27 protein-coding genes, 1 pseudogene and 1 other annotated feature are annotated in these 26,737 nt (G+C 65.1%); of the genes and pseudogenes, 9 read left to right on the top strand and 19 right to left on the bottom strand.

All coding sequences use genetic code 11. The features are described from left to right. Positions 1-12: 12 nt before the first annotated feature. Positions 13-267 (bottom strand): hypothetical protein, encoded by a 255-nt coding sequence (locus tag KWG56_RS13665; RefSeq protein ID WP_219355178.1) that lies wholly within the window; start codon positions 265-267, stop codon positions 13-15. Positions 268-275: 8 nt separating this feature from the next. After that, entirely contained in the window at positions 276-908 is a 633-nt protein-coding gene (locus tag KWG56_RS13660) for a methyltransferase domain-containing protein (RefSeq protein WP_219355177.1), read from the bottom strand. Between the two features lie 168 nt (positions 909-1,076). On the opposite strand from KWG56_RS13660, the gene KWG56_RS13655 reads away from it, so the two are divergent. Both KWG56_RS13655 and KWG56_RS13650 read left to right on the top strand, forming a co-directional pair. Continuing rightward, positions 1,077-2,480: an MFS transporter gene (locus KWG56_RS13655; RefSeq protein ID WP_280638385.1), complete on the top strand. Its 1,404-nt coding sequence runs from the start codon at positions 1,077-1,079 to the stop codon at positions 2,478-2,480. A 364-nt stretch (positions 2,481-2,844) separates the two neighbouring features. After that, positions 2,845-2,908 (top strand) — a sequence feature (sul1 is cis-regulatory element that is thought to sense ions involved in sulfur or methionine metabolism; They are found in Alphaproteobacteria). A gap of 35 nt (positions 2,909-2,943) precedes the next feature. Beyond that, the gene (locus KWG56_RS13650) at positions 2,944-4,425 is read left to right on the top strand and encodes a SulP family inorganic anion transporter (RefSeq protein WP_219355175.1); all 1,482 of its coding nucleotides are present in this window, start codon (positions 2,944-2,946) and stop codon (positions 4,423-4,425) included. Positions 4,426-5,115: 690 nt separating this feature from the next. On the opposite strand, the gene KWG56_RS13645 is transcribed toward KWG56_RS13650, so the two are convergent. The 5 genes from KWG56_RS13645 to KWG56_RS13625 all read right to left on the bottom strand — a co-directional run bounded on the left by KWG56_RS13645 (position 5,116) and on the right by KWG56_RS13625 (position 8,728). Beyond that, positions 5,116-5,340: a hypothetical protein gene (locus tag KWG56_RS13645; RefSeq protein ID WP_219355174.1), complete on the bottom strand. Its 225-nt coding sequence runs from the start codon at positions 5,338-5,340 to the stop codon at positions 5,116-5,118. A gap of 433 nt (positions 5,341-5,773) precedes the next feature. Beyond that, complete coding sequence (locus KWG56_RS13640) at positions 5,774-6,367, bottom strand: 7-cyano-7-deazaguanine synthase (RefSeq protein WP_244999520.1); 594 nt, start codon at positions 6,365-6,367, stop codon at positions 5,774-5,776. Then, a complete protein-coding gene (locus KWG56_RS13635) occupies positions 6,367-7,560 on the bottom strand; it encodes a PfkB family carbohydrate kinase (protein WP_219355173.1) in 1,194 nt (397 codons plus the stop codon). Before KWG56_RS13635 ends, KWG56_RS13640 begins: the two co-directional genes overlap by 1 nt. Continuing rightward, complete coding sequence (locus tag KWG56_RS13630; RefSeq protein WP_156494705.1) at positions 7,557-7,823, bottom strand: hypothetical protein; 267 nt, start codon at positions 7,821-7,823, stop codon at positions 7,557-7,559. Before KWG56_RS13630 ends, KWG56_RS13635 begins: the two co-directional genes overlap by 4 nt. Beyond that, on the bottom strand, positions 7,820-8,728 hold the full coding sequence (locus KWG56_RS13625) for an endonuclease III domain-containing protein (RefSeq protein WP_219355172.1): 909 nt from the start codon (positions 8,726-8,728) through the stop codon (positions 7,820-7,822). Before KWG56_RS13625 ends, KWG56_RS13630 begins: the two co-directional genes overlap by 4 nt. A 592-nt stretch (positions 8,729-9,320) precedes the next feature. Here KWG56_RS13625 and KWG56_RS13620 point away from each other — a divergent pair. The 4 genes from KWG56_RS13620 (at position 9,321) to KWG56_RS13605 (ending at position 13,846) form a co-directional block, all read left to right on the top strand. Beyond that, positions 9,321-10,661, top strand: a complete 1,341-nt coding sequence (locus KWG56_RS13620) for an SIR2 family protein (protein ID WP_219355171.1) — start codon at positions 9,321-9,323, stop codon at positions 10,659-10,661. Beyond that, positions 10,658-12,625 carry an ATP-binding protein gene (locus KWG56_RS13615; protein WP_219355170.1) on the top strand — a complete coding sequence of 656 codons (1,968 nt, stop codon included), beginning with the start codon at positions 10,658-10,660 and terminating at the stop codon, positions 12,623-12,625. Before KWG56_RS13620 ends, KWG56_RS13615 begins: the two co-directional genes overlap by 4 nt. Then, a complete protein-coding gene (locus KWG56_RS13610; RefSeq protein ID WP_219355169.1) occupies positions 12,625-13,509 on the top strand; it encodes a 3'-5' exonuclease in 885 nt (294 codons plus the stop codon). Before KWG56_RS13615 ends, KWG56_RS13610 begins: the two co-directional genes overlap by 1 nt. Positions 13,510-13,573: 64 nt before the next feature. Further along, positions 13,574-13,846 carry a hypothetical protein gene (locus KWG56_RS13605; protein ID WP_219355168.1) on the top strand — a complete coding sequence of 91 codons (273 nt, stop codon included), beginning with the start codon at positions 13,574-13,576 and terminating at the stop codon, positions 13,844-13,846. 276 nt (positions 13,847-14,122) lie between these two features. Here the strand turns inward: KWG56_RS13605 and KWG56_RS13600 are convergent. The 6 genes and pseudogenes from KWG56_RS13600 to KWG56_RS13575 form a co-directional block, all read right to left on the bottom strand. Next, positions 14,123-14,965, bottom strand: a pseudogene (locus KWG56_RS13600) (YifB family Mg chelatase-like AAA ATPase); the annotation flags it as partial. A gap of 60 nt (positions 14,966-15,025) precedes the next feature. Continuing rightward, complete coding sequence (gene gshB / locus KWG56_RS13595; RefSeq protein WP_219355167.1) at positions 15,026-15,982, bottom strand: glutathione synthase; 957 nt, start codon at positions 15,980-15,982, stop codon at positions 15,026-15,028. 93 nt (positions 15,983-16,075) lie between these two features. Then, the gene (locus tag KWG56_RS13590; protein ID WP_201098812.1) at positions 16,076-16,270 is read right to left on the bottom strand and encodes a Trm112 family protein; all 195 of its coding nucleotides are present in this window, start codon (positions 16,268-16,270) and stop codon (positions 16,076-16,078) included. Between the two features lie 62 nt (positions 16,271-16,332). Next, a complete protein-coding gene (locus KWG56_RS13585; protein WP_219355166.1) occupies positions 16,333-16,989 on the bottom strand; it encodes an LON peptidase substrate-binding domain-containing protein in 657 nt (218 codons plus the stop codon). Between the two features lie 14 nt (positions 16,990-17,003). Beyond that, positions 17,004-17,909, bottom strand: a complete 906-nt coding sequence (gene trxA, locus KWG56_RS13580) for a thioredoxin (protein ID WP_219355165.1) — start codon at positions 17,907-17,909, stop codon at positions 17,004-17,006. 28 nt (positions 17,910-17,937) lie between these two features. Continuing rightward, positions 17,938-18,810, bottom strand: a complete 873-nt coding sequence (locus KWG56_RS13575; protein ID WP_244999519.1) for a LytTR family DNA-binding domain-containing protein — start codon at positions 18,808-18,810, stop codon at positions 17,938-17,940. Positions 18,811-18,917: 107 nt separating this feature from the next. On the opposite strand from KWG56_RS13575, the gene KWG56_RS13570 reads away from it, so the two are divergent. Next, the gene (locus KWG56_RS13570; protein WP_219355164.1) at positions 18,918-20,321 is read left to right on the top strand and encodes an alpha/beta hydrolase family protein; all 1,404 of its coding nucleotides are present in this window, start codon (positions 18,918-18,920) and stop codon (positions 20,319-20,321) included. A gap of 67 nt (positions 20,322-20,388) precedes the next feature. On the opposite strand, the gene KWG56_RS13565 is transcribed toward KWG56_RS13570, so the two are convergent. Both KWG56_RS13565 and KWG56_RS13560 read right to left on the bottom strand, forming a co-directional pair. Continuing rightward, positions 20,389-21,225: a DUF4145 domain-containing protein gene (locus KWG56_RS13565; protein ID WP_219355163.1), complete on the bottom strand. Its 837-nt coding sequence runs from the start codon at positions 21,223-21,225 to the stop codon at positions 20,389-20,391. 123 nt (positions 21,226-21,348) lie between these two features. Continuing rightward, complete coding sequence (locus tag KWG56_RS13560) at positions 21,349-21,891, bottom strand: prolyl-tRNA synthetase associated domain-containing protein (RefSeq protein WP_219355162.1); 543 nt, start codon at positions 21,889-21,891, stop codon at positions 21,349-21,351. Positions 21,892-21,955: 64 nt separating this feature from the next. On the opposite strand from KWG56_RS13560, the gene KWG56_RS13555 reads away from it, so the two are divergent. Beyond that, complete coding sequence (locus tag KWG56_RS13555; RefSeq protein WP_201098923.1) at positions 21,956-22,696, top strand: DUF6065 family protein; 741 nt, start codon at positions 21,956-21,958, stop codon at positions 22,694-22,696. A gap of 59 nt (positions 22,697-22,755) precedes the next feature. Here KWG56_RS13555 and KWG56_RS13550 read toward each other — a convergent pair whose 3' ends face one another. From KWG56_RS13550 to KWG56_RS13535, 4 genes are all read right to left on the bottom strand, one after another. Continuing rightward, positions 22,756-23,319 carry a CC0125/CC1285 family lipoprotein gene (locus KWG56_RS13550; protein ID WP_219355161.1) on the bottom strand — a complete coding sequence of 188 codons (564 nt, stop codon included), beginning with the start codon at positions 23,317-23,319 and terminating at the stop codon, positions 22,756-22,758. Between the two features lie 98 nt (positions 23,320-23,417). Further along, a complete protein-coding gene (locus tag KWG56_RS13545; protein ID WP_219355160.1) occupies positions 23,418-24,050 on the bottom strand; it encodes a LysE family translocator in 633 nt (210 codons plus the stop codon). A 60-nt stretch (positions 24,051-24,110) separates the two neighbouring features. Next, positions 24,111-24,668 (bottom strand): hypothetical protein, encoded by a 558-nt coding sequence (locus KWG56_RS13540; protein ID WP_219355159.1) that lies wholly within the window; start codon positions 24,666-24,668, stop codon positions 24,111-24,113. 78 nt (positions 24,669-24,746) lie between these two features. Further along, complete coding sequence (locus KWG56_RS13535) at positions 24,747-25,205, bottom strand: translation initiation factor IF-2 (RefSeq protein WP_219355158.1); 459 nt, start codon at positions 25,203-25,205, stop codon at positions 24,747-24,749. A gap of 131 nt (positions 25,206-25,336) precedes the next feature. On the opposite strand from KWG56_RS13535, the gene KWG56_RS13530 reads away from it, so the two are divergent. Further along, on the top strand, positions 25,337-26,653 hold the full coding sequence (locus tag KWG56_RS13530; protein WP_244999518.1) for a PQQ-dependent sugar dehydrogenase: 1,317 nt from the start codon (positions 25,337-25,339) through the stop codon (positions 26,651-26,653). Positions 26,654-26,737: the final 84 nt, after the last annotated feature.

Below are 26,737 nucleotides of genomic sequence, written 5' to 3'. Positions count from 1 at the left end.
CCCTCGGGCTCTTCAGGAAGAGCCGGGACCGGCCCGTTCGTGAAGGCCGGCGCCTGAAGCGAGGGGCTGGACGGATCGCCGTCGCCCCTGTTCTGCGAGAAGGAGGGCTTCCCCGCGCGCAGTTAGCACGCCCTGCTGCGTGGCCCAGCCTTCCCCAATGGCGCGTGTGCGCGAGCGGGCGCTCAGGACGGGATAGACGCCGCGTGCGCCGGCAGCCAGCGCCGCGAGGGTGCGGAAGGCGTGGTCGTCGAGAGGATGTTCGATCATTGTGTCTCCTATGAAGCCGGGGCGGCTGTGAAGAGCGCCATCTGGCTGGCGCCGCCGACGCCCGGGACGACCGGACCCACATCTTCCAGCGCGAGCCGATAGTTGTTCCGTCGAGCGCAGCCCTGAGCCCATGCCGCAAAGCGGCGGCGTCCCCATTCGAACTGATGGTCCCAATGTCGAAGCCGATGGGGCGGCGCGCCCAAGAGGGGATTGTAGTCGGCGTTGGGCGTCGTCAGCAGGACGAGACGCGGGCGCCAGTGCCGGAACAGGGCGTATTCGACGGCCGACAGCCGGCTGGGCGCGATATGTTCAATCGTCTCGATCAGCAGAACGGCGTCCACCGCAGCGGGCGGGACCCGCCGATCCATGAAACAGGCCAGACGCAGGTCGACGTCGGCGGCGGAGCTGGGAAGTCTTCGCGAGAGGCTGCGCAGGGCGTCAGGATCACGGTCCACGGCGACGGCGTAGTCGATCTGACCAGACGCCAACAATTCGATCAGCAGCGGGCCACGGCCGCAGCCCAAGTCCGCGATCCGGCGGGCGCCGAAACGGGCAAGGGCGCGTCGTACGGCGTCCATGCGCCGCCGGTGGAGCGGCGAAGGCCGGTCGGGCGTGATGGCGGGCGGAGCAAATTCAGGCACGGGTCAGATCCTCGATGGCGGGAACATCGAGGCGCCGGTCCGGGCGCGTGGCGAGCCGCATCAACGGCGGCGTTCCGCGGCCGGTGTCATCCGGTCGCCTCGCACAATCGCCCGCCCAAAAATGGGGGAGCGCGACGTTTGGGCCGCGCATCCTCTATATAGGTTCCCGTGACCAAACCGGCAAATCGAAACCCCGCCTCCACAGAGCAGGGATGGGGCGACCTGATCCGCAGGCGGGGAGGCGTCCTCGGTCTGATTTGCCTCGCGGTCTGGCTGAATGCGGCCGACGCGCTCGTGACCGCCACGGTCATGCCGGATGTCGGTCGCGACCTTGGCGGTCTGCGCTACTTCAGCCTCGCCTTTTCGGGTTTCATGGTCGGGTCCGTGGCCGCAAGCGCGAGCGCGGGGTGGCTGGCGGAACGCCTGGGGTTGGGCCGCGCCGCCGCAGCCGCCGGCGTGATCCTGGCGCTGGGATGCGGGGTCAGCGCGGCGTCGGGCGGCCCCGAGGCGTTTCTCGCCGGCCGCTTCATCCAGGGGCTGGGGGCGGGCTGGGCCGCCGGCCTCGCCATGGTGGCGGTCGCTCTGCATTTTCCGGACAGTCAGCGCGCGCGGGTCTATGCGGCGGTGGCGGCGGTCTGGGGCGTAGCGACGCTTCTGGGGCCCCTGGTTGGGGGACTGTTCGCCGCCGGTCCGGGAGGCTGGAGAGGCGTCTTCTGGTTTTTCTGCGTCCAGGCGGGGGTGTTCGCCGTCGCCGCGCCGCGCCTCATGGGCTCACGCCCCGGACAGGCCGGCTCCAATCTCCCTTGGCGATCTCTGATGGCGCTCTGCGGCGCGCTTTGCGTCATCCTCAGCGCGCCGAGCTTCCAAGGCCCTGCGGCGGTCGGCGCCCTGGTTCTGGGCGCGATGGGCCTAGCGGCGACCGCCAGGTTCGACGCGCGGTCCGCAACCCGGTTGACCCCTGTGGTCCTGGCCGATCTTCATCGGCCGCCGGGCAACGGCTATCTCGCCATGCTGGCGCTCACGGCTGCGGGCATGGGGCTGGCGATCTACGCCGCACCAGTCCTCCAGAGCCTTGCGGGGCTGACCGCGTTGCAGGCCGGCTATGTCGTGGCTGTTCAGGCCCTTGTCTGGACGGGGTGCGCCTTTGCGGTCGGAGGCGCTTCCGAACGGGCGGAACGCCTGCTGATACCTCTTGGCGCGGTCCTCATCGCGGCAGCAGCGGCCGGTCTTGGACCGGCTCTTGGGACCGGTGAGGCGTGGCCGGCCGCCGCCGCCGCCGCCGTCATGGGCGCGGGCTTCGGGATCAGCTCCAGCCTAATGAACCGCAGGGTGTTGCGATCCCTGGGGGCGGGCGATCTCGCGACAGGATCGAGCGCGTTCATCGCCGTCCGCCAGGTAGGCGGCGCCTTCGGGGCTTCGGCGGCCGGGGTCGCCGCAAATACTGCGGGCTTCGCCGTCGGCTTCAGCCCGGAGATCGCGGTCGAGACCGCCTTGTGGACGGCCGCGCCGTGCGCCGTCTTTGGGCTGCTCGGCATATACGCGGCCCTACGCCTATCGCGGCGTCGCGCATGAGGGGGTGAAGCTGTCTCGGCTTCGCCGCCGCCGGTCGATGACTGACAGAGCCAAGGACGATGCGCTTCCGCCATCGGCAGACGGGCGACATCCTTCCGGGTTCCGAGGCCATCAACGAGGGATTCACCCCCGTCACCGGGCCGGCCGTTCGCAGGCAGGCGAAACCGGCCCCAGGTCGGTGAATGCGGCGCTCGGTGCTCCGGTTCGGGCTCACCCTGGCCGCAGCCTCATCCTGGTGGGACCAAAGACGTTTAGGACGGCACGATCAGTGTGACGCGGGCGCCTCAGCTTTAGGTTGGCATGGCCCGCATCACGCGCCCAGGCTTGAGTTTTCCGCTGCGGCGGAGCATGAGGCCAGCTTCACCTTGGACCCGGCCCTGTTCGCAGGCGACGGGTGGCTATCCCCGCCGCCGATCCGCTGGGAAACCCTGCCGTCCGTGCGGCCCGCTCCAGTTGAACCGTCATGTCCATCATCGCTTCCGCGCGTCAGCAATGGCTCGCCAATCCTCGCCGTGATCTTCTGGCCGGGACCGTCGTGGCCTTGGCCCTGATCCCAGAGGCCATCGCCTTCTCGATCATCGCGGGCGTCGATCCCGCCGTCGGCCTGTACGCCAGTTTCGTCATCGCCGTGACCATCGCCTTCGTCGGCGGGCGCCCGGCCATGATCTCGGCCGCGACCGGGGCCATGGCCCTGCTGATGGTCACCCTGGTTCGCGACCACGGCCTCGAATATCTGTTCGCCGCCTCGCTGCTGTGCGGGGTGTTCCAGATCGTCATCGGCCTGCTGAAACTGGGCCGCTACATCAAGTTCGTCAGCCGCAGCGTGATGACCGGCTTCGTCAACTCGCTGGCCATCCTGATCTTCCTGGCCCAGATGCCCGAACTGATCGGCGCCAACTGGCAGACCTTCGCCCTGGTCGGGGCCGCCCTAATCGTCATCTACGGCTTCCCGCGCCTGACCAAGGCCGTACCGTCGCCCCTGGTGGCCATCGTCCTGATCAGCGTCTTCGTGATGATGACCGGGCTGGATGTCCGCACCGTCGGCGACATGGGGCAGATGCCTTCGACCCTGCCGGTCTTCCATCTGCCTGGCGTTCCTCTGACCTGGGAGACCTTCGCCATCATCGCGCCCGTTGCGGCGACCCTGGCCTTCGTCGGCCTTCTCGAAAGCCTGCTGACCGCCAATCTGCTCGACGATCTGACCGACACGCCGTCGGACAAGGATCGCGAGACGCGCGGCCAGGGCATCGCCAACATCCTGTCGCCCCTGTTCGGCGGCATGGCGGGGTGCGCCATGATCGGCCAATCGATCATCAACGTCACCTCCGGCGGGCGAGGGCGGTTGTCGACGCTTTGGGCCGGCCTGTTCCTGCTGTTCCTGATCCTGGTTCTGCGCGACTGGGTGGCCCAGATCCCGATGGCCGCTTTGGTCGCGGTCATGATCATGGTGTCGATCGGCACTTTCGACTGGGGGTCTATCCTGAAGCTGCGGTCCACGCCGTTCCAGTCCTCACTCGTGATGATCGCCACAACGGTTACCGTGGTCGCCACCCACGACCTGTCGAAGGGCGTGATCCTGGGTGTGCTGCTGTCGGCGATCTTCTTCATGCGCAAGGTCGGCAAGACCGTCGCCGTGACCGAGATCGAGACGCCGGAGGAGGGCGTGCTGCGCTATCGCGTGACCGGCCAGCTGTTCTTCGCCTCGGCCGACCTGTTCGCCGCCAGTTTCGAACACCACGGCCACCCCAAACGGGTCGAAATCGACATGACCGACGCCCATCTTTGGGACCTCACCGGGGTCGCGGCGGTGGATAAGGTCGTCTTCCGCTATCGCCGCCAGGGCGCCCAGGTCGATGTCATCGGTATGAACCAGGCTGCCCGGACGCTCGTCGATCGGGTGGGGCGGTTCGAGAAGGAACATCTTCCGGCAGGCGCGACGCACTAGGCACCTTGGTCGGGGAAACTGGGACTTGGCGCAAATCCTTCGTGCCGGACTACGCCGCCCGTAATGATTTTCAAGGCGCGCAACTTCACTCCGCCACCTATCGCAACGTCGCCCCTTCTTCGGGAAGCTGTGCGGATGGCCGGGGGCGGCAACTCAGGCGCTCAAATCTTGGCCGTGGTGTCCCAGGTCGCGACGCGATCTGGGTCACGCCACAGCCGCCGACGTTCCTGGCTGACGATGTGGACGGGCGATGCAGAAGGCGCGGGATGCAATCTAGATCTCCGAGCCTCATTGCTCGTTGAAAGTCCGCGGTTTGCCCGGCACCCAACTTCCGCAATTGGCGCATCTGCGACGGCGCGCGAGTCGGGAGCCTTGATCCGTCGGTCGCGCCGCTCGGCGCGGCGAGCCGCCTATGCCGCCTTATCTTGAGCGTCATTCTTTGGCCGCGAGAACGTCGGCGCATGGCGATAGAGAACGGCCAGCCCGCCCGTCATGATAAAGACCACCAGCCCCATGGCCCCGCCCCAACGCACGACATCGTCGGGACCCGTCAAGACGAGCGCCGCTGTTAGTGACAGCACCGAAAGCACAGGAACGTGATGATCGCCGGCCAGTTCGTCCGCCTGCGGAGTCCGCCACTGACCGGCGCGCCTGTCATCGGGTGCCCAGAATTGTGGCCCCCTCTAGCTGTCAGGCTTGTTTGGCTGACAACTGAAAGCCGCCGGCTCCAATAAGTCGCTCAGAAGGCAGGCCGATCACATTAAGGAAAGCGCCGCCCATGAACCCGAGAGGGCAGGCAAGCAGATCGAGCCATTCGGCCAGCATGCCCGCCACGGACAAGATCGCGCCCGCGTCGCGAAGAATGAGAGTTTCAGGATCGCGGTAGGCGGCGGAAACCTTGGCGGCGTCGATCATGACGCGAACCGTAACGCCAGGAGCGGAGCCCAAGATCTCCGACACCTCTCTATGATTCAGGCCGTACAGGTCGTGATGAGAAACAGCCATCGGCATGAAGGCGTGGGTGGCCGGGTCGTAGAGGAGGGCGCGACGGTCCTCGTCTCCGATGCATAGGAAGCTATAGGGGTGAAGACCTCCGGCGGACGGTGTGATCCTCCGATGGACTGGAATACCCGCGCGGCCGACGAGCCTGTCGTCGGCATCTTTTGTCAGATGGTGAAGAAGGTTGCCGGCGGGGCCAAGGCCAATGCTCTCGCCGACGGCTGAGCGGCGGGACCACGCCACATCGGCAAACAGCCGATCAGCGCCGGGCCAGGGCGCCGCGCATGGCTCCGACGGTCCAACGGGCCATTCGAATGGCGACCATTCTCCGGTCGCGTTCGGCTTCGGTTCAGTGGGGTGTCCAGCCAAGGGCTTCCCACGTCTCGAAATGTTTGACGCAGCCTCTGCACTGGCCGCAGGCAAGGTTGCCCGTATGGCATGAGTGAGCCCACGCTAGGACGCTTTGCGGAATCTGGGAGACCTCGACCAACTCAGGTGCGGAGTAGCCTATCGCTGGCGCGCTCACCCTTAGTCCGCCTTCCTGCATCTCCATTAGCGAAGAAATCTTCTCGATGAATTCTGGTCGTCCGTCCGCGTGGTGGCCGTCCGTCCTGAGCGCCCCGATCATGAGTTCGGTTTCACCGAACTGGAGTGCCGCCGTTCCCGCCAGCGTCAGGATCAGCTGGTTGCGGAACGGCCACCACTCGCTCGCCGGTGCCACGGCTGACGCCGGGCGCCCCGCCAAGTCGCCTGAGCCCAAGGCGGAGCAATCCGCCCGAACGACCTCATACCGCAGCCCCATCGCTTCGGCAGCGGCCCGACCAGCAGCCTCTTCGGCCTGGGCGGGCTTCTGTCCGTAATCGACGAAAATCGAGATCGTCGGTCGTTTCCACCAAGCGATGCTCACCGAGTCCATTCCGCCTGAAAGCAGAAGGGCGGCCATCAGGCGGGCAAGGCCCAGATGGCTCTATAGATGGCCGACGCGAAATCGCTGTGTATTTCACACCCGGTACCTTCCATCATTTTCAGGTCTTCGAGGCGGACGTTCTGGGCCAGGCCGACAACGGGGATGCCCTTCTTCACAGCGTACCCGACCTCGAAAATGGTGCCAGGATCCATGCCGTTGAGAATGGCAAACACCACGTCTGATCTCTCCAGGCCTTTAATGTCCTCCGGAGCGACGATGTCCGCCGGGCCAGGCCCCACCTCGTGAACAGGCGAAAACACGTTCGCCCCCATTTCCAAGAGATAGTCGTTTGCCTCTTCGACGAGCCACCGCTGGCCGATGTCGAAGAACGGTCCGGCGAGATAGACGGTGCCCTTGCCTGGCGTCAGAGGCTCGAAGCTCTGTTGACGCAACGCCTCCGGATCGGGCGGAGGCAGGCTGCGGTTTTCGCAATAATAGGCCGTTGCTCGGGAGGCGATGTCTGCTGCCTCGAAGGGGTCGAGCCCCTGAACGCCCCAGAGCGCAGCGAAAGTCGAAGAGAAGACATCCCCAGAACCGATCTTGAAGACGCTGGCTGATTTGTAGAGCGGAATCCGCTGAACCCTGTTGGCTGTCATCACCAGGGCGCCCAGGGGTCCCATCTTCAACACCACCACTTCGACGCCATCGCCGAGCAGCGATTTAGCGGCGATTTCGGGATCTTCGATCCCGGTCATCGACTTCGCTTCCGCCTTGTTGAGGACTATGGCCAGGCGCTCCGCCGTGGAACCGTTCGCGCCGAATGGCTGGGTTCCGAACGAGGATTGAGGGTCGTAGATGGCTTTCTTGGCGTGGACGACGGCGTCGCCTTCGAGCATCCCGTAGCGCAACACCACGTCACCGGAGACGGTGATGGGCTCGTTGGTCACGGTCCCTGGTTGAGGGTTGATCCGGGGCGCGGCCAACGGGTGCAGATAGTCGAAACACACGCTGGCGGGTGTTGGGTGACCTTCGAACGTGGCGCCGCAATCGTCAGCCAGGGCTTGAGCACCGGTCGCCGTGGCGGAATCGACATAGGAAACCAAACGAGCCCCAGGGGCGATTTGCGTGGTCGCGGCCAGCGCTCGGCCTGCCGAACCATATATGGCGTCCCACAGCGGCTCGACGCATCGTTCGCGGTACACGCCGCCGACAATCGCGAACGTGGTCATACGCGGGCAATCCGCACGTCGTAGATGCCCCCGTTGATGGTCATGATGGTGGCTTCATAGTCGAAGCCACGGTCGATGCAGGTGATGACGCTAAGGTAGTTGGCCATTGTCAAAGACCCGGCCCGAACACCAGGTGTTCTCTCCACGACCAGTACGGGGGCGGCGCCTGTCCTATCGACTGCGACCTGCAGGGTATTCCCCGGAACCATGCCTGCAAGAATGGCTGCCTGCGGGCTGTTAATCGGCCCGCGCAGCACAATCATGCATGAATCCGCCGCGCCCCCACCGGCTCCGCCCGCCTGCGCGCCGCCTGTTTGACCCGACCCATAGCTTCTGGAGTCGCTACGCGTTCCGCCACTACCTGACATTGATTCTCCCCCCATTCGAGTAGGGGCAGACGCTCGTCGATCGGCGTTCCACCGTCAATCAGTAGTTTCATCAATGAGTGATCCAGTCGCCGCATCGTCCCCCACATGATGGCGTCGATAAGCGATGCCTTGGCGCCGGCGCCGATGCAGAAGTCCAGAAAGCGGCGCTCCAGATCCAGGTAGTGACGGGCGGGATCGGCCTTGTCCGGGAACACGCCCATGTGGACGCAGGCCCGCACGATATGAACGTCGAGAATGGCGACCGCATCGCTACCGCGCCGGTTCCGAACAATCCACGATGCCGTCTTGGGGCCAATGCCTGGTAGCCCGCACAAGGCGTCTCGCAGCTCCAGATCGCCGAGGTCGTCCTCGTCGATCTCGTTCAGGCCGGCGAGTGTGCCAGCTAGATACTTCGCTCTTTGGGAGGCGAACCGATAGCGGATTTGACGGCCGTGTACGGTCAGGGGCTCCGTCAACAAGCGCTCCGCCCATGCCAGATCGTGCGCGCCTTCCGGATCGGCGTTCAACGCATCGATCACTCGCTCGGAGGCAGCAAGCCCAACTTCCGCCGGGGCGCCATGGCCGCCCAGCAAACACGTCACCACTTCTTCGACCAGCGTGTTGCAGAGCTGGAACCCTTCCGCCGGCGTTCCTTCGAGCCAAGCTTGGCTGACCCAAAACGCCGGGGTTAGGGCGTGTTCGAAAGCGCCCCAGCGGACCCCTGGCATGACCCACTCGTCAGCGTCTGGAAGATCCAGAAAGCGATAATTTCCGTCCGAGCCGCCGATGATGCGTTGCAAGGTCCGAAGCTCCATGTAATGCATACAGGCTGTATGCAATGCATGGAGCTTGGTCAACCGAAATATGCTCGATACGGACGCTATAAGGCGGAGGATTTCGGAGCTGGGCCTAAGCCAGGCGCAGGTCGCGATTGCCTGCGGAATGACTCAGCCACACCTCAGTAAAATCCTCTCGAACGCCGTCGAGCCGGGGAAGAAGGCCACGTCCGCATTGGAGGCGTGGCTCAGTGGGGAGAAGGCGGCATCCACCGCTGATCAGCTCGGGAGGCTCGCTGCACGCCTAGAGGCGACCACGCCTTCAAAACGTATGCATGTCATGCAATTTCTAGCGACGCTTGAGCGCCTTCTCTAGGCGAAAAGGCGTCTAGATTGGCGGGAGGCAAAGCGGCCGCGGGCCGGCGTCGTTGCGGATGGCGAGATCAGGCAGTTCGGCTCGCCCGCAGATGGAGCACTGTCAGGCGTCAGTGTTTTCGATTCGAGGAGGGCCAACTGCGCACGACTTCCGGCACGATAAAGCTAGGCTCGCTCCGCCGAAGATGTAGTCTCCGGCACGGGAGGATTCATGACTGACACTGCCCCTCACGCCGAGGCTATGCCCACGCCGACCTTCGAGTTCTTGCGGGACGGATCGCCAGAACCGCAACAGCTGGACTGGACCTCTGGTCCCGGCCTTGTGCGCAAAGCGGTCGGCGAAGCCTTAAACGCGCGCAACGTGGCCTTCTTGCTAGGGGCCGGCTGCTCATCAATGCGTGATGCCAATGGAGCCGAAACCGGCATCGCGACGATGGAGCCGTTGGCCAAGGAATTTTGCGCCGCCAGCGCTGAGGACGGCGGGGTTGATGAAGAGGACGACGGCGAGGGCGAAGACCTCGAAGCACCGGCAGAAGCCGCCGGGTCACCAGGCGAACCGGCCTGGGTTCTGTCGAAAGACGAGCGCGCCTACCTGGCGAAAGTCGGCGTCAGCCTGAAGGACCCTCACTACGAGCGGAACCTTGAGCGGCTGATGGAGGCGCTCCACAGCCTGCACTTCGTGCTTCATCACAGCTGGAAAGACGGCCATGAGAAGCGCGCCAAGACCGTTCAAAGCATCATAGAAAAAGTGAAACTTTTTCTCTGGGAGCGCTGCACTAATGGCGCTTTCGCCCACGGGGACAGCTCCGTCCTCGACCTTTACGAGAAGTTCTATCGCAGGCTGGTGTTCCGAGACCGGTCGCTGCCGCGTCCCTGGGTCTTCACCACCAACTACGACCTGTTCAACGAGCGGGCCATGGACCGGTTGGGTCTACCCTACGCAAACGGCTTCAGTGGGGTCATCGAACGGCGGTTCAACCCATCGACCTTCCGCTATGCGCTGGCCGAACAACTCGACTTGAGCCAGCGAAAATGGTCGGCCGTCGACGGTTTCGTCTATCTCTGCAAACTGCATGGGTCGCTCAGCTGGACCGAGGACGGCCATGGGCTCTTCCCCATTCGGGAGCAATGGCCGGCGACCTCGACATCCAAGGTGATGATCTATCCGACCCCGGCCAAACAGAACTCGAGCCTGGGCTCGCCTTACGCCGACCTGTTTCGAGAGTTCCAGCACCGCATCGTTCGTGAGCAGAGCGTTCTGGTGACGGCCGGATACGCCTTCGGCGACGAGCACATCAACAACATCATCTACCAAGCCCTGACGGTTCCGACCTTCCGCCTGATCATCTTCGCCGACCCAAAGGCGGAAGGCGAGATCGCAAAGCTGCGAGATTTAGGGGATCCGCGAATCTGGATCATCGGCGGCGCGGGCGCCGAAGGCGGAGCGCCTGCTCACTACTTCAACCAGGTCGTCGAGCACTTCCTGCCCCAGCGGCCGCCCGAGCGGATCGAGGCGGCCGTCAAGAAGGTGCTCGAAGCGCTAGGCTCTGGCGACGAGGCTTCGGGCGAGGTGGGTCAGTGAGCGGCGACGACCGGAAGCGCGCGATCGGAAAACTCACTTCAGTCGCCGCGGACCGTTTCGTCGTCGAAATGCACGCCGGGACCGACAACTTCACCGTCGTCGGCTTCGATGACATCCACTACGTGGCGCGTTTGGGATCCTTTCTAATGGTCCCCACCCATGGCGACCTGGTCGTCGTCGAAGTGGTGGGGCTGCGAGAACGCGACAGCGCCTCTGGCGGCGATCGTGGCGAAATGGACAAGGCGTCTTCGGCCAAGTTCCTCGACGTCGTGCCGGTCGGGATGCTGCCGGCGGACGGAAGCAAGTTCCGCTTCGGCGTCTCGGTCTTCCCCTCGCTCTACGCTGACGTTCTCTATGCGCTCGATGCAGAGCTGGATCGCATTTTCGAAACGGCTGGTTTCGATGAGCCGGCGGCCGGCATCGGCGACGCGCCGTGTGTGCCGGAGGGCGCAACTCGCCACCGAATCCTCAACATTGGGAGGTCGGTGGTTTTCGACAACTACGGCGTCAAGGTCAGGCTGGACGACTTCTTCGGAGGCCATGCGGCCGTCCTGGGCAATACTGGCAGCGGCAAGTCCTGCACGGTTGCTTCGATCTTGCAGGGATTGTTCGAGAAGCCGAAGGAGCATCATGCGCGAGGTGCCACCTTCGTCGTCTTTGACGTGAACGGCGAATACGAAGCGGCGCTGAAGAGTATCGAGGCGTCTGGCGGACTCGGCTGCCAATACCTTGTGTTGGACGGGACAGCGACGCCGGGCCGCTTTCGACTCCCTCACTGGTTTCTGGATCAGTCGGAGTGGGAACTGCTGCTGCAGGCCAGCGAGCGCACCCAGGTGCCGATACTCCGACTCGCTCTGGGGTTCACCACGCTATTTTCCGGTCCTCCCGGGGCGTTGGTGGAAGTGCGAAATCACATCCTCGCAAAATGCATCACCCAGATCCTAAGCGACGAGACCACGAGCCCGTCGAAGGCGGACCGGATCCAGGGTATTCTGCAGAGGTTCAACACGCCCCAGATCAACAACGGCGTCATCGAAAAATACATTAGGGTCGGTTTCGGCAGCATAGCCAACGTCATCGCTCTCAGTAAGTTTTTGACCGAGGATAACCCGTTCATCATCGAAGGCTTCAATCTTCCGGCCTACACGAACGAAGCCTTCGAGTTTTCCATTCTGTCCAAAGCGATGGATTTGGCGCTTCTCTATGAGGAGGCTCACGGCAACCGACACATCCGCGACTACTGCTCTCAAATGGTGACGAGGCTGAAGTCGCTCGAAGATCGGCAAGAGTATAAATTTCTCCGCCACGGGCTGGCGGATGCAGCAAACCCTGACAATTCCGAGCCTGCTGTCCTGGCTAAGCTTCTGGGCTTGACCAAAAAGGGCGAAGGCTTCGCCAAGTCCCATCAAGTGATCATCATCGACATGAACAGCGTGGACGACGAAGTCGTCGAGCTGGTCAGTGCGGTGCTGGCTCGAATGACTTTCAGGCTTCTGCGTCACGCAGACCCGCGCAATCGCTTTCCGGTGCACATGGTGCTGGAAGAGGCGCACCGTTATGTGGGCTCGGTGCCCTCGCGGTATGCGGTCGACGCCAGCAAGGTGTTCGAACGGATCGCCAAGGAGGGCCGCAAATACGGGATGTTCCTTCTCGTCGCCTCCCAGCGGCCAAGCGAACTGTCCAAGACCGTCCTGTCGCAGTGCGCGAACTTCGTCATTCATCGCATCCAGAACCCGGATGACCTATCCCAGATTCGCCAGATGACACCCTTCATCTCCGACGCCGTGCTGAAGCGTCTGCCGTCCCTGCCCAAGCAGCATGCGCTGGTCTTCGGCACGTCCGTGAACCTACCGACGACGTTCAAGGTGCGTGAGGCGTCCCCGCTTCCCCACAGTGACGACACCCGTATCGTCGACCTGTGGTTCCAGGAAGCGGGCCGCCCCGCCAATATCAAGATCGCCTGATGGAATTGGGCCATGAAGAGATGGCGTCGGCGCTGGAGGCGAGCGGCGACTATCGCGTGCTCCGCCGCCTGCAGCCTCGCATGTTCAAGCCCGACTTCATCCCAAGCGCTCGCCTAGCGCTCTATGTGGATGTGGAGACCACCGGCCTGGACCCGCGCCAAGACGAAATCATAGAACTTGCCATGGTGCCGTTTTGGTATGAGCCGAACGGACAGGTGCTAGGCTGCAGCGCCCCATTTCAGGGTTTCAACCAGCCGCGTCTCCCGATCACGGCTGAAATCCAGGCCCTGACCGGCATTACCAATGAGATGGTCGCGGGTCAGCGGATTGATCCAGCTGGCGTCCTGTCGGTCGTCTCGCCTGCCGCCTTAGTGGTTGCGCATAACGCCGGCTTCGACCGACGCTTTCTGGAACGGCTCGACGCCGTATTCACCACCAAGGCTTGGGCGTGTTCGATGTCGCAGGTCGATTGGGCGGCTGACGGCCACGAAGGCACCAAGCTCGGCTATCTCACCCAAGGCTGCGGGTTCTTCTACGACCAGCATCGAGCGGTGAACGATTGCTTTGCCGCTATCGAGCTTCTCGCGCGTCCGCTGCGGCGGACCGATCGACCGGCTATGGCAGAACTGCTTGAACGAGCGAGAGCGCCGAGCTGGCGCATCTGGGCGGAGAACAGTCCGTTCGATCTCAAAGACCGGCTGAAGGCGCGGGGCTACCGCTGGAACGGTGAGGGCGGGCCTAGCCCGCGGGCTTGGTATGTCGATGTCGAAGAATCGGCGCTACAGAACGAACTGACCTTCCTGAAGATGGAGATCTATCAGCGAGAGATCGATCTGCTGACGCGCCGGATCGACGCTTATGATCGATTTTCAGACCGCTGCTAGGTTGTTCGCCTGACATGTGAAGACGACGTCAAACGCCTCGTGGCTGAAGCGGTGAGCCGGCAGATTGTCGTTTTCACGCACGATCCCGCCTTCCTTTTCGAACCCAGCAAGCCGCTCGCGACATGGGCTGGACGCTTTTGACGTAAGCTCGGTAGCGAACGGCACGGACAAAGCCAGCTTCACCTACGCCGATCCACCGTTCAAAGCCCGCAAGGTTGAGCAAATCGTCGCTTCGCTCACCAACCAGCTCAACAATGAGCGGCAGCACTGCGATCAAGGTAACGAGGAGGCTTTCGTGTTTGGCAGCAGGGCGATGATTACACCCAGCAGCGGTTGATGGAACCGTCGTCCAAGTCGGGTCGGCATAGGCCGAAAGAGAGCGAACGGCGCGGAGCCTAGGAATGAGAACCAGATCCCCTGCGGACTACAATCGCATCTGCTCAGTCCTAGCTCACCCTCAATGCCCGCGCACTAAAGAAGGCTCCCCCCTAAAGCTTGATGATGACAACTGTTCTTGTTATGTTCCCGGATAGTGCAGCGCGTCTTCAAGGCCAGCGCATCGCCCTTTGTCGCATAATTCATTAAAAATCGCATTCCGGAATGGAATGGACACGCCGGTCAGGGCCGCCATCGAGGCGGAGTGGTGTGGACTGCGGAAGGGGCGGTCCCGGGTCAGGGCGCCGCGCTCGATCAGGCCCGCGATGGACCAGACCATCGAGGTCTCCAGCAACTCCTGAGAGGTCAGGGGCGGCAACAGGCCGGGCAGGCGTTGCGCCATCATCGACTTGCCCGATCCCGGCGGGCCGATGAACAGCAGATTGTGACCGCCCGCTGCGGCGATCTCCAGCGCGCGCTTGGCGCTTTCCTGACCCTTGACCTCGCGCAGGTCGGGCACGACGCCGCCGGACGCCAGGGGGCCGGGTTCAGGCGCCCGCAGCACCTGGGTTCCTTTGAAATGGTTGATCAGGCTGATCAGCGAGCGCGGGGCCAGAATGCGCGCCCCGCCCGCCCAGGCCGCCTCTGGCCCTGACACCTCGGGGCAGATCAAACCCAGGCCCATGGCGTCGGCGGAGACGGCGGCGGGCAGGGCGCCGCCCACGCGCGCGATCTGTCCATCCAGACCTAGTTCGCCGATGGCGGCCCAGCCGTCCAGGGCATCGGGCGCGATCACCCCCATGGCCGCCATCAGGGCCAGGGCGATGGGCAGGTCGAAATGGCTGCCTTCCTTGGGCAGGTCGGCGGGCGCCAGATTGGCGATGATGCGCTTGGCGGGCAGGGCCAGGCCGATGCCCGCAAAGGCGCCGCGCACCCGTTCCTTGCTTTCGGCGACCGCCTTGTCGGGCAGGCCGACGATGTTGAAGATCGTCGGCCCGTCGTTGCCGATCAGCTGGACCTCGACGTCCACGCGCCGGGCCTCGACCCCGTCAAAGGCGACCGTGACAACCCGCGCGACCATGCTGCTCCCCCGCTGTTGCCGGGGAACGAAACACGAACTGAAATCTAATTCAAGTGGCGGTCACGCAACCTGTGCGGCGCGCTTCTTCTCGATGACGTCCCACATCAGGGCCGTGGCGTCGATGCCGGTGAAGGTTTTCAACTGCTGGGCGCCGGTGGGCGAGGTGACGTTGATCTCGGTCAGATAGTCGCCGATCACGTCGATGCCGACGAAGATCAGGCCGCGTTCCTTCAGCGTGGGGCCGATGGCCTTGCAGATCTCAAGATCGCGCGGCGTCAGTTCGACCGGCATGGCCGTGCCGCCGACGTGCAGGTTGGAGCGCACGGCGCCCGCAGCCGGCACGCGGTTGATGGCGCCGACCGGTTCGCCGTCGATCAGCAGGATGCGCTTGTCGCCCTTGGTTACGGCGGGAATGAATTTCTGGATCACCAGGGGATCGCGGCTGCCTGCGGCGTGAATCTCGATCAGGGCGTCCAGATTGGGATCGTCGGCGCGCAGCTTGACCACGCCCGATCCGCCGTTGCCGTGCAGCGGCTTCAGCACCACCTCGCCATGCTTCTTGTGGAAGGCGGTCAGGGCGACGGGGTCGGCGGAGATCAGGGTCGGGGGCTGCAGGCCGGGGAAAGCCGTGACCATCAGCTTCTCGGGCGCCGAACGGACCTGGGCGGGGTCGTTGACCACAAGGGTTTTGGGGTGGACCGTCTCCAGCAGATAGGTGGCGGTGACATAGGCCATGTCGAACGGCGGGTCCTGACGCATCAGGATGACGTCAACGTCCTCAGCCAGATCCAGCGTCTCCCAGTCGCCGAAATCGACGTGGTTGCCGGCCTCGCGCCGCACGGTGATCGCACGCGCGCGGCAGTACAGACGGCCCTCCTCCAGCGCCAGGGTGCGGAAGTCATAGACCCATTGCTTGTGACCGCGCGCCTGGGCGGTCTCGGCCATCAGGAAGCTGGTGTCCGAGGAGATGTCGACGGCCTCGATCGGGTCCATCTGGATGGCGATCTTGAGAGTCATGGGCTGGGGCCTATCGCGCGTCGCGCTGCTTGGGGCCCGTCCGACGCGCTGCGCTCGGGCCTGTGGATGTCAGAAAGGGGCTGGGCGCGTCGGTCAGTCGATCTGACGCGCTTCTTCGGCCAGCATGATCGGCACGCCTTCGCGGATCGGATAGGCCAGCTTGGCGCCCGCCGAGATCAGTTCATTGGCGTTGCGGTCATAGGTCAGCTTGCCGCGCGTGACCGGGCAGACCAGCACTTCGAGCAGGCGCGGATCGACCGAGACGGGGGTGTTGAAAGCATCACTCATTGTATGGGCCTATCGCGTCTTGCTCTGCTTGAGGCCGTTGTAGGGGGCCTTGTCGCATCGCGCTACTGCATGGAGGGAGAGGCGTCGTCACCGCTGTCTGCGGCGTCGATCCGCATCAGGGCGATCAGGGCCTCCGAGCGCGGCAGAAGGCTGACGGCCTCCAGCAGGGCCTGTTTTTCGGCCGGTTCGAACGGCAGGGCCATGGACAGGCTGTTGACCAGGGCCTCCATCGGCGCGCTCTCGGCCGTCTCCCAGTCGATGTCCAGCGACCGGTGCGCCAGATAGTTGCGCAGGGCATCGAGGAAGGCGTGGCGGTCGAAGTCGGGTTCCTCCGGCGGCGAGGCCAGATCGGCCTCATAGGCGTCGAAGGCGGCGCGGACCTGACGATAGGGGGCCTTGGACGGCAGTTCGGCGGCGATGCGGAACCGCGACACCCCGGTCAGGGTGATCAGATAGCGGCCGTCCGACGTTTCGGCGAAGCTGGTGATCCGCCCGGCGCATCCGACCGGCGACAGACCGGGCAGGGCGGGGGTTCCGCCGACCGGCTGGACCAGGCCGATGATGCGATCCCCGGCCATGGCGTCGTCGATCATGTTCAGATAGCGCGGCTCGAAGATGTTCAGCGGCAGCTGGCCGCGCGGCAGCAGAATGACCCGGTCCAGCGGAAAGACCGGGATCACCTGCGGCAGGTCCAGCGCCCTGACATAGCTTTGGGGCATGGGCCGCCGTCCCGTTACGAGAAGAGAATCGAGGACAGACGGCGTCGCCCGTCCTTGGCCACGTCCGAGCTCAGGCCCGCCGCCTCGAAGATGACCAGCAGCTGCTTGCGCGCCGCCTGTTCGTTCCACTCGCGGTCGGTCTTGATGATGTGCAGCAGATTGTCGACCGCGCCCTTGAAGTCGCCCGCCGCGCTCTGGGCCTCGGCCAGGTCAAAGCGCGCCTGATGGTCGTTCGGATCAGCGGCGACCTTGCTCTCCAACTCGGCAGAGGCGCCGGCGGGGGCTTTTGCCGCCAGGGCCAGTTGAGCGCGCACGCTCTGGACCGTCGGCTCCTTGGAGTCCTGCGGGGCCATGGCGATGGTCTGCAGCGCCTGTTCGCGGTCGCCGTCGGCCAGATAGACCCGCGCCATCCCGGCGATGGCCTTTTCGTTCTCAGGCTCGATCTGCAGCACATGGGCGAAGGCCTGAGCGGCGCCGCCCAGATCGTTCAGGCCAAGGGACTCTTCACCCAGGTCCAGCAGCTGCGCCGTCTCGGTCGAACCGCCCTGGCCGCCGGTCAGCTTGTCGATGAAGGCCTTGATCTGGCTGTCCGGAATGGCGCCCTGGAAGCCGTCGACCGGCTGGCCGTTGACGAAGGCGTAGACCGTCGGGATCGACTGCACCCGCAGCTGGCCCGCATAGGCCGGGTTGGCGTCCACATCGATCTTGACCATCTTCACCGCGCCCTTGGCGGCGCGCACGGCCTTCTCCAGCGCCGGGCCAAGCGTGCGGCACGGCCCGCACCAGGTGGCCCAGAAGTCGACGATGACCGGCTGATGCTTCGAGGCCTCGATGACGTCGGTCATGAAGGAGGCGTCCGTGCCTTCCTTGATCAGGTCGCCTGAGAGGTTCGGGTCTAGGGTCGGATCAACGAGGGTCATGGCGGGGTCCGTGCAGGGTCTGTCAGGTTCAACGGTCCAGATGGCGTCGGGATGCGTCGGCATCAAGCGTTGAATTGGCCGAAAGCGCCGGACGCGGGGTCCGCGATCGCCAGCCCGCGTCCTTCAGGGCCGGGGCGTGGGTCCGGCTGACCGGCGCGGTCAGGCCGCCCGTCAGGGTGATTTCGCCCGCGCCGCGCCGCCAGCGCACGCTCTCAACCGCCTCCGCCGCCACCCACCAGGACCGATGCACCCGCCAGCCGTGGGCGCCCGACAGTTCGTCCAGCGCGTCGGTAAAGCGCAGGGTGATCAGCTCTTCGCCCGCATCGGTGTGGACCTTCAGATAGTGGTCGTGGGCCTCGACCGCGATCAGGCGCGCGGCGCGGCGTCGGGCCGACAGCCGCCGTCGGAACCTGGCCTCGGCCTCGGGCAAAGGCGGGGCGATGAGGATGCGGGTCTGGATGCGCGGGGACGGGCGTCGCCAGACAAGCGCCCGGACTGTGACGACCGCCAGCAGTATGGGCCAGGCCTGCCACGACAGTTTCAGATAGGCGGGCCAGCTGTAAGCCTCGCCGATCAGCAGGTGCTGGGCCGTCAGCACCAGCAGGGCCGTCGGCGGCGCCGCCAGAACCGAAACCGCCACCAGCCGCCGCCACAGGACGCCGATGCGTCGGCTCAGCCAGGCGTCGAGGGTGATGGCCAGCCCGCCTGCGCCCAGAATGCAGATCATCCAGTACAGATACCGGACCGGCGTGGAGATGCGGTCCCAGCTCAGGGGCGCCAGAAACCCCATCAGCAGGCCGATGGCGCACAATATGGCCAGGTCGATCAGTCCCCGCCGCATCGCCGTCGTGCGCTGTGCATCGGGTGCGGCCCGTGATCCTGTCTTCGTTCCGCCGTTCATCTGTCCCGATCACGCAGTTCCGGCGCCGTTCGCGAAGAACGCCCTAGCGAGTGACCTTACGTCCGACAATGGAGATCGAACCGCATTTCGTCCTGATTGGAAATCCCGTGTCGCAACTCCGGCCATCCGCGCTGATCCTGACCGCCTTCAGCCTGACCGCATCGCTTCTGGCCTCGTCCGCCCTGGCCCAGGTTCCGGGCGACGATGTCAATCTGCGCCCTGATCCCGCCGTCGCCTGTCACGTGGGCCTCTATCGTCTGGCGGACGGCGGCTGGGTGGATGTCGCGCCCCTGCCGGAGGCAGGGCTGCGCTGGCGACGTCTGGACGGATCGAGCGGGCGAATGACGCAGAGCGCCGAGGGCCTGTGGGTCAGCACCCTGGGCGGGACGCGCCGCGTCGAGGGGCCGCAACCGCAACTGGGCGCCTGCGGCGAGGACCGGATCGTCTTTGAAGGCCGGGCCGGGCGGCGCATCAGTCAGCAGGTTCAGGACGTCGTCTTCACCGGACACGGCGGAACCCGGCTGACTGGGCGGCTGATCCTGCCGCCGGGATCAGGGCGGGCGCCGATCATGGTCGAGGTGCATGGGTCGGAAGGGGCCAATGCGCTGGACTTCAACGTCTTCCAGCGGTTCGCCCCGGCCTCCGGCGTCGGCGTCTTTGTCTATGCCAAGCGCGGCTCGGGCGGGTCCGAGGGTCGCTACACCCAGGATTTCGACATCCTGGCCGATGACGCCGCCGCCGCTGTGACAGAGGCCCGGCGCCTGGCCGGTCGGCGCGCGGGCCAAGTGGGTCTGCATGGCGGCAGTCAGGCCGGGTGGGTCACGCCCCTGGCTGCCAGCCGCACGCCCGTCGATTTCGTCATCGTCGACTATGGACTGGCCTATTCGCCCCTGACCCAGGAAAGCGATCTGGTGGCGCAGGGGTTGAAGGCGAAAGGCTGGGGGCCGGACGTCCTGGCCCAGGCGCGCGACATCACCGACGCCATGGGCGCCTTCGTCGCCTCCAACAGCGCGGTCGGCTATGAGGGGCTGGACGCCGTACGCGCCCGATATGGCGCCGCGCCGTGGTTCGCGGACGTGAAGGGCGGCTTCACTGGCATGTTGCTGAACGCCACCAACGACCAGATCCGCGCCATCCTGCCCCAGTATGACGTCGGCACCTCATGGACCTATGACCCCCTGCCGGTGCTGAGCGGGCTGAACACGCCCATGCTGTGGATTCTGGCGGGCGAGGACACCAAGGCCCCGCCCGAGGCCACCCGCCAGCGGCTGATCGACCTGTCGGCGCAGGGGCGTCCGATCACGGTGATGCAATACCCCGGCACGGACCACGGCCTGACCCGTTTCGAAACCGCCCCCGACGGCGCCCGCACGTCGCTGGGCAATCCGCCGGGCTATTTCCAGGCCGTTCTGGATTGGGCGAAAACCGGACGACTGACCGGGGGCTACGGCGACGGGCAGGTTCTGGCGTGTGCGAGGATGCAGAGAGCGGGCTGTTCGAGGGGCCGCTAGGGGTGGAAGGCGAGCCTTCGGATTGCAAACAAAAGACACCACTTGCGCCGGTCTTCGCAGCTCCTCCCTACGTGCACCCCGCAAAATCAGAACATTTTTTGAGCTGTGACCATTGGCTTTCAATGTCAGCCAATGCTGCCCGGATTTTCTCACGTCCTTCGGCGGGCGCATTCCGCCTGACGATCTCGAACTTACCGGTCCAACGAACATAAGACGCTTGGAGAAACCTCGCCCGATCTCCCGAAGCTTCGCGCATCTCGGTTATAATCTCTGCGAGCCGCGTCTCACACTCTTTGACCTGATTGTTTAACGGACCTGTGAGACCTGCCAGCAGGTGCGTTCCAATCAGTTTGGCACCCAATCGGTTCTTGGTGATTTGATGGGTAGCGGACCTCAACTCTATCAGCAGGGCACCGATTGAAGTGCGGACTTTGTCGATTGGTGTTTCTGGGAAATCTTCGTCCAATGTGCTGAAGTTCATTGCCGAAACATGGGAGGCGATATTCTGATCCGTTAGCGACGTCGGCTTCCAGCCGTGGGCGAAGATATTCCTTACCTTCCGAAGGCGGTCGAGATCATTATGTTGGGCCTCAGTAATCAGGCCCAACGCAAATGCCGTTTTGATCCTCGCCGAGAAAGTCCCGATGGGCGCGTTGAAGCCATTGAGGAGACGATTGGCCTGCTCGCCCGGAAGCATAAAGGCCCTGATCAGATCACCGAGGGCGTCCTCGGCAAAGGCCCCCAAGGCCAGCACAAGGCTGCGTTCATCCATCGCGGACGTCAGGCTTTGAAGCTGGTTGAGATCACCAAATACGGTGTCTTTCTCTTGACCGTCAGTGTGTAGGTTCATCGCGCTCAGTAGGCTCGTTGCCAGCATGGCAAAGAGAGGGTGCCAGATCGTCAAGAAGGCGTCGATCGTTGGGTCGGCAAGACGGCTAAGGTCTGCTTAGGGTCGGAAGCAGGTTTTTACGCCTGCACGCAAAGCCGAAGTTCAGCTTGTGTGAACACCGTTCGTCACGGCTTTGAATCAGCCCAGCGCCTCGAAGTCCACCACGATCGGTTCTCGTCCCAACAGCTCCAACGCCCGGCGGAAAGCGCTTTGGTTCAGGGCGGTGGTGGCGGTGTTGGTCAGGGGGTGGAAGTTGACGATGTCGGCGTCCCACAGGCGCTGATCCAGCACGAAGGTCACGCGGCGGTCCGTGTCGTTGATCAGGCCCAGGGCCGTGACCGAGCCGGGGCGCACGCCCAGGGTCTGCCACATCAGGGTCTCATTGCCGAACGACAGCTTGGCCGCGCCGATCACGCCCGCCGCGCGCTTCAGATCGATCACCGTGTCCTGACGCGCCGAGATCAGCCACAGGCGGCCCTTCTGGTCCTTGAGGAACAGGTTCTTGGTGTGGGCGCCGGGCAGGCCCGCCTTCAGCTCCAGCCCCTCTTCGACGCGGAAGACGGCGGGGTGGTCGTGGGTGACGTGGGCCACGCCGTTCTCGACCATCCAGGCGGTCAGGCGATCCCGGTTGTAGGCGGGGACGTCGGCGGGGGCGGCGTCGGGGGCGGGCTGGTCAGTCATGGTTGAGCCGTCGCAAACAGGGCGGTAGGAGAGGGTCATGGTCGATACCGCGAACACCCGCCCGCTGGAACTGGAATGCTATCCGATGTCGTCGCGGCCGCCGGATCTGGTGCCCGGGCGCCAGTCGCGGAACTGGATGGACGCCTTCGCCAGCCGCCACCCCTATCGCTGTCTGCCGTTGAACATGGCCAATACGACGGGGTGGGAGATCCTGTGCCCGTTCGGCTTTACGGCGGAATGGAACGGCGGCCCACGCCAGGACGACATCACCATCACGCCGGACCGCCCGCAGGCGGACCTGGACCATTTCGTCACCTCGCACTTCTCGCGCGGGGTTCTGACCATGCATCCGCAGTATCTGTTCCGCACGCCGCCCGGCTGGGGGATGATCTGTTCGGGCTCGCCCAATCATATGAAGGACGGCATTCAGCCTCTGGTCGGCCTGATCGAGACGGACTGGCTGCCCTTCCCCTTCACGATGAACTGGCTTTTCACGCGTCCGGGCCGGGTGAAGTTCGAGAAGGGCGAACCCTTCTGCTTCATCAATCTGGTCGAGCACAAGAAGGTCGAGCAGTTCCAGCCGGTGATCCGCACCCTGGAATCCAATCCCGTGATGAAGGGCCAGTTCGAGGCCTGGAACCGGGCGCGCACCGACTTCAACACCCGCCTGGCCTCGGGCGATCCGGATGCGGCCAAGGAGGCGTGGCAGCGCTTCTACTTCAAGGGGGAGATTCCGGAGGATCTGGGCGCGGCCCCGGCGACGCACGCCAACAAGCGGCGCCTGAAGACGCCGCGCGTCGGCTGAGTTCAAAAGAAAAGGGCGGCCCGAGATCGAAGTCTCAGGCCGCCCTTTGCATTTATGGGTCAGGCGCCGGGGCGGGTGACGCGGGCGCTCAGGTTCTGGACGACTTCGCGGGCGTCGAAGGCGTTCGGATCATTGGCGGGCTTGGGACCGCGACCCATGATGATTTCCGCATTGGCTTCGTAGCGGTCGACCTGGCGAACGTCGAAGTCATTGGCGCCCCAACGATCCCACGGGCTCCAGAAACCGCTGCGGTAGTAGCGCCACGACGGACCCCAGTAGGGGCCATAGAAGCTGTTGTAGCGCGAGTAGAACGGATCCGGCGTCGAGACGAAGCGGGTGTCGCGGTCGGTGGCGCGGTTCACGGTGGAGAACCAGTCGAAGCCGCTCTCGACCGTCAGTTCGGCCGAACGCAGCAGCAGGGACATCTCGACCTGATCGCGCGACGTCACCGAGTTGCCGGAGAAGCTGACGCGGAAGCGGTTGTTCTCCAGCCGCTGCTCGGCATAGCCGCCGCGCTGTCCGTTGAAGCCTGCGGGCTGATAGGGCGTGGCGGTGGCGCAGGCGGCCAGCGCGAGTCCAGCGGCCAAAGTCACCGCCAAGGTCTTCAGAGGTAGGGCACGCATGTAGATCACACTCCTTGTTGCCCAATTGGGCGCGCTGACGGCTGAACGACGCATGAACGGCCCGTTCCACGCCAATCTAGGATGAAGCTCCGCCGCGTCTAGAGGCGTAACACGATCAGGACGGCGGCGGTGAGCAGCAGGATGCCGACGAATAGCCCAAAACCGCGTTTGAAACGCGGCTCCTGCATGCGTCGTGACAGCGCGGCGCCCGACAGGGCGTAGGCGCTCATCGACATCATATCCATGCCGATGACGGCGACGGCGAACAGGATCAGCTGCGGACCAACGGGGCGGTTCACATCCACGAAGGGCGGCAGGACGGCGGTGAAGAACAGGATGGCCTTGGGGTTGGCGATCTGGACGGCGAACCCGTCGAGGAAGGCGCCGCGATCCTTGCGCACCACGACCTGATCGGGTTGGGCGGCGGTCTTGAAGGCGCCCATCAGGGCCTTCAGCCCCAGCCAGGCGACATAGAGAGCGCCGAGGATGGCGATGATGCGGAAGACCTCGGGAAAGGCCTTGACCAAAGCGCCCAGGCCCAGGGCCGCCGCGCCGAACCAGACCAGGGTGGCCGTGTTCATGCCGACCACGCTGACCAAGGCCGAGGCGTGCCCCTTCTCGACCCCCGATGCGACGGCGAAAAGGTTTGCCGGTCCGGGGGTTATGGCCATCACCACCATGACGCCCAGGAAGGTGACATACAGGTGCGGGTCGACGGGCAGGGCGGACATGGGGGCGGTGTCGGGCGCTGCGTCGCCTGCGTCAAGTTGCGCAGACGCGAAAGCGCGCGATTACGGGTTCTGGACGGCGGGCCTGGCCTTGGCGGCGCGGTCGTCCGCCTGATCCGAGGGGCCGACGGCGTCCTGCGCCTGGTCCAGCGCATACTGGGCGATCAGGCCGTAGGTCTCGATCTGTTCAGGGCTGGGGTTGGTCCAGGCGCTGTTGCGGGCGATGCCGGTCCCGGCGGCGGCGCCGCTCTGCATCGCCTCCTGCACATCTGGATCGTTCAGGGCTTCGGCGACCAGGGCGTTGACGTCGATGTCCTTCAGCGCCTCGGCGGCGATCTGGGAGGCCTGGCGCGTGGCCTCGGCGGTGAAGGCGGTCACGTCCGGCGAATACTCGGCCCAGAGGGCGGCCATACGGGCGCTTTTTTCGAGTTCGGGAAGACTGTTGTCCAGCGACAGGGCCTCGGCGCGCTGGCCGAAACGCTCCATCCGCTGCTCAAAAGCGCTGGAGGCGGCCTGAAGGCGGGCTTCGGCGGAACCGGGCGCGGGCGTCGCCTCCTGCGCCAGGGCCGACGAGAGCGGCAGCAGGGTCAGGGCGGCGGTCAGGCTGAGCATGCGGATCATGGGAGGAACCCCTTTGTTGACCCGCCGACCCTGTGCCCAACGCCGCCCTGTCTCAAGTGAAATCGCGGTAAGGCGGACCTACTGCGGGCTGGCCGGTGCAGCGGCGCGTGCGGCCAGAGCCTGCTGAACGCCGGCGCGGATCTGGTCCGGAATGCTGGCGATGGCCTGTTGGGCCTGGTCTGCGCCGGCGATCATTTCGTCCTTCTGGGCCGCGTGTTCCGGCTTGGCGGCTTCGGCCTTGATGAAGGCTTCGACCTCATTGGCGAAGGTGTTGATGTCGGCGGCGCGACGGTCGATCACGGCGTTGGTTTCGGCGGTGACCGCTGCGGCGCTCTTGCTCTCGTCCTTCAGAATGGCCTCCAGCTCGGCGTTCATCTGGTTGATGACCGCCTCGAAGGCCTGCCCCTTGGCTTCGATGGCGGCTTCCTCGGGGCTCACGGCTTGAGCTGCCGGGGGGGCTGGGGGCGTGCTCTGGGCGAAGGCCGGAGCGGCGAAGGCGAGGGCGGCTGCGGCGGCCAGCGGGGTCAGAAGGCGCATTTGAAACTCCAATTTTCAGGCGCACAACCTCAAGGCCTATGACGGCGGTGGCAAGCCCGTATTGCGGCATTCGTTCGTTCCAGGGCGGGCGCCCTTGCCAGAGCGCCGCCTGGGGTCGCATGAATCCGGTCATGACGATGCGAAAACTGACCCCGCTTCTCGCCGCCGCCCTGGCCTTCGCCGGGGTCGTCGGCGCCGCCGCAAGTCCGCAGGCGCAGACCGCCGCGCGGCGTCAGTATGTGACCGAGGGCCAGTGCGCCGGAACGCCCTCCACGACGGTGCGGATGGCTCCGAACTATTGTCTGGGGCTGGTCTGGCAGGGGGCGGGCGCCGACGGACCGTTGATGCCGCGCGGCCTGATGCAGCTGGCCGACGGCGACTGGCTGGTGACCGATCTGGGGGCGTGGTCGGCGGGTCGGGGCGCGGTCTGGCGGCTGAGCTTCGGCAGCGACGGCGCAGCCAGCTGGCGACGGCTGGCGCGCGACCTGAGCATGCCCCACACCGTGGCGCGCGGGCCGGACGGACGCATCTATGTGTCGGAGATGAACCGCATCCTGACCCTGGACCCCGACGCCGCTGATCCGGCCGCCAGCGTCCGCACGGTGATCGGCGGCCTGCCGGACAACCAGCTTCATGACAACCGCCACCCGCTGTCCAGCTTCGTCTTCGACGGCAACGGCGATCTGCTGGTCAATGTGGGCGCGCCGACGGATCGCTGCGTCGATCCATCCGGCAAGCCGCTGGTCGACGCCTCCGGCGCCTGCATCGACAGCGCAGCGACGGCCCAGGTGCGCCGACACGCCTATCTGGGACGCGGGCGCTGGTCTGAGGACAGCACGGTCTTCGCCTCGGGTCTGCGCAACTCCATCGCCCTGGTGCGGCATCCGTCCGGCACGATCCTGCAGGGCGAGAACTCGGTCGATCTGACCACGCCGGATCATCCGTATGACGAGATCAATGTGCTGCGCCAGGGCGGCGACTACGGCTGGCCCTATTGCGTGGATCTGGCCACGCCCCTGCCAGGATGGAGCGCGGCCCAGTCACGTTGCAGCCAGCGCGCCAGCCCCGTCGCCCTGCTGCCGCCGCACGCGGCGCCTCTGGACCTGATCTATTATGAGGGGGCCATGTTCCCGGAGCTGCGCGGGCGTCTGCTGATGACCTGGCACGGCTATCGCCGGGCGGGCGGACGCATCGTGGCGGCGGAGACGGACGGGCAGGGCGTGCCGCTGGTGGATCGCGGCGGGCGCTACGCCATCTATCCGCGCGGGTCGCTGGCCTATCCGGCGGGGGCGCCCAGCATTCGCGGCAAGGTGCTGACGCCGGGCTGGAACAGGATTGCGGACCGTCAGCCGCAGGGCGCGCCGGTGGTCATGGCTGTGGCGCGGGACGGTTCGATCTGGGTGACCGACGACAAGAACCGGGCGATCCTGAGGATCGCCCGGCCTTAGATGGCCTAGGCTCGGTCGACATTCAGTCCGAAGCTGTCATTCCGGGACTGAGCGAAGCGAAGAACCCGAAATGACGGCTTAACG

The organism is Brevundimonas nasdae, from assembly GCF_019395145.1.
GTDB classification, from domain to species: domain Bacteria; phylum Pseudomonadota; class Alphaproteobacteria; order Caulobacterales; family Caulobacteraceae; genus Brevundimonas; species Brevundimonas nasdae.
The sequence above is the reverse complement of the archived record's forward strand: the minus strand, read 5'-3'. Positions and strand labels throughout refer to the sequence as shown.

Bases quoted from the DNA above. Each gene is read 5' to 3' on its own strand.
- KWG56_RS13550 (WP_219355161.1), bottom strand. From the start codon at position 23,319: ATGCGTGCCCTACCTCTGAAGACCTTGGCGGTGACTTTGGCCGCTGGA.
- KWG56_RS13530 (WP_244999518.1), top strand. From the start codon at position 25,337: ATGACGATGCGAAAACTGACCCCGCTTCTCGCCGCCGCCCTGGCCTTC.
- KWG56_RS13665 (WP_219355178.1), bottom strand. From the start codon at position 267: ATGATCGAACATCCTCTCGACGACCACGCCTTCCGCACCCTCGCGGCG.
- KWG56_RS13545 (WP_219355160.1), bottom strand. From the start codon at position 24,050: ATGTCCGCCCTGCCCGTCGACCCGCACCTGTATGTCACCTTCCTGGGC.
- KWG56_RS13635 (WP_219355173.1), bottom strand. From the start codon at position 7,560: ATGACCACGTTCGCGATTGTCGGCGGCGTGTACCGCGAACGATGCGTC.
- KWG56_RS13650 (WP_219355175.1), top strand. From the start codon at position 2,944: ATGTCCATCATCGCTTCCGCGCGTCAGCAATGGCTCGCCAATCCTCGC.
- KWG56_RS13585 (WP_219355166.1), bottom strand. From the start codon at position 16,989: ATGCCCCAAAGCTATGTCAGGGCGCTGGACCTGCCGCAGGTGATCCCG.
- KWG56_RS13575 (WP_244999519.1), bottom strand. From the start codon at position 18,810: ATGAACGGCGGAACGAAGACAGGATCACGGGCCGCACCCGATGCACAG.
- KWG56_RS13640 (WP_244999520.1), bottom strand. From the start codon at position 6,367: ATGGCCGCCCTTCTGCTTTCAGGCGGAATGGACTCGGTGAGCATCGCT.
- gshB (WP_219355167.1), bottom strand. From the start codon at position 15,982: ATGACTCTCAAGATCGCCATCCAGATGGACCCGATCGAGGCCGTCGAC.
- KWG56_RS13590 (WP_201098812.1), bottom strand. From the start codon at position 16,270: ATGAGTGATGCTTTCAACACCCCCGTCTCGGTCGATCCGCGCCTGCTC.
- KWG56_RS13540 (WP_219355159.1), bottom strand. From the start codon at position 24,668: ATGATCCGCATGCTCAGCCTGACCGCCGCCCTGACCCTGCTGCCGCTC.
- KWG56_RS13645 (WP_219355174.1), bottom strand. From the start codon at position 5,340: ATGATCGACGCCGCCAAGGTTTCCGCCGCCTACCGCGATCCTGAAACT.
- KWG56_RS13620 (WP_219355171.1), top strand. From the start codon at position 9,321: ATGCCCACGCCGACCTTCGAGTTCTTGCGGGACGGATCGCCAGAACCG.
- trxA (WP_219355165.1), bottom strand. From the start codon at position 17,909: ATGACCCTCGTTGATCCGACCCTAGACCCGAACCTCTCAGGCGACCTG.
- KWG56_RS13535 (WP_219355158.1), bottom strand. From the start codon at position 25,205: ATGCGCCTTCTGACCCCGCTGGCCGCCGCAGCCGCCCTCGCCTTCGCC.
- KWG56_RS13630 (WP_156494705.1), bottom strand. From the start codon at position 7,823: ATGATTGTGCTGCGCGGGCCGATTAACAGCCCGCAGGCAGCCATTCTT.
- KWG56_RS13560 (WP_219355162.1), bottom strand. From the start codon at position 21,891: ATGACTGACCAGCCCGCCCCCGACGCCGCCCCCGCCGACGTCCCCGCC.
- KWG56_RS13610 (WP_219355169.1), top strand. From the start codon at position 12,625: ATGGAATTGGGCCATGAAGAGATGGCGTCGGCGCTGGAGGCGAGCGGC.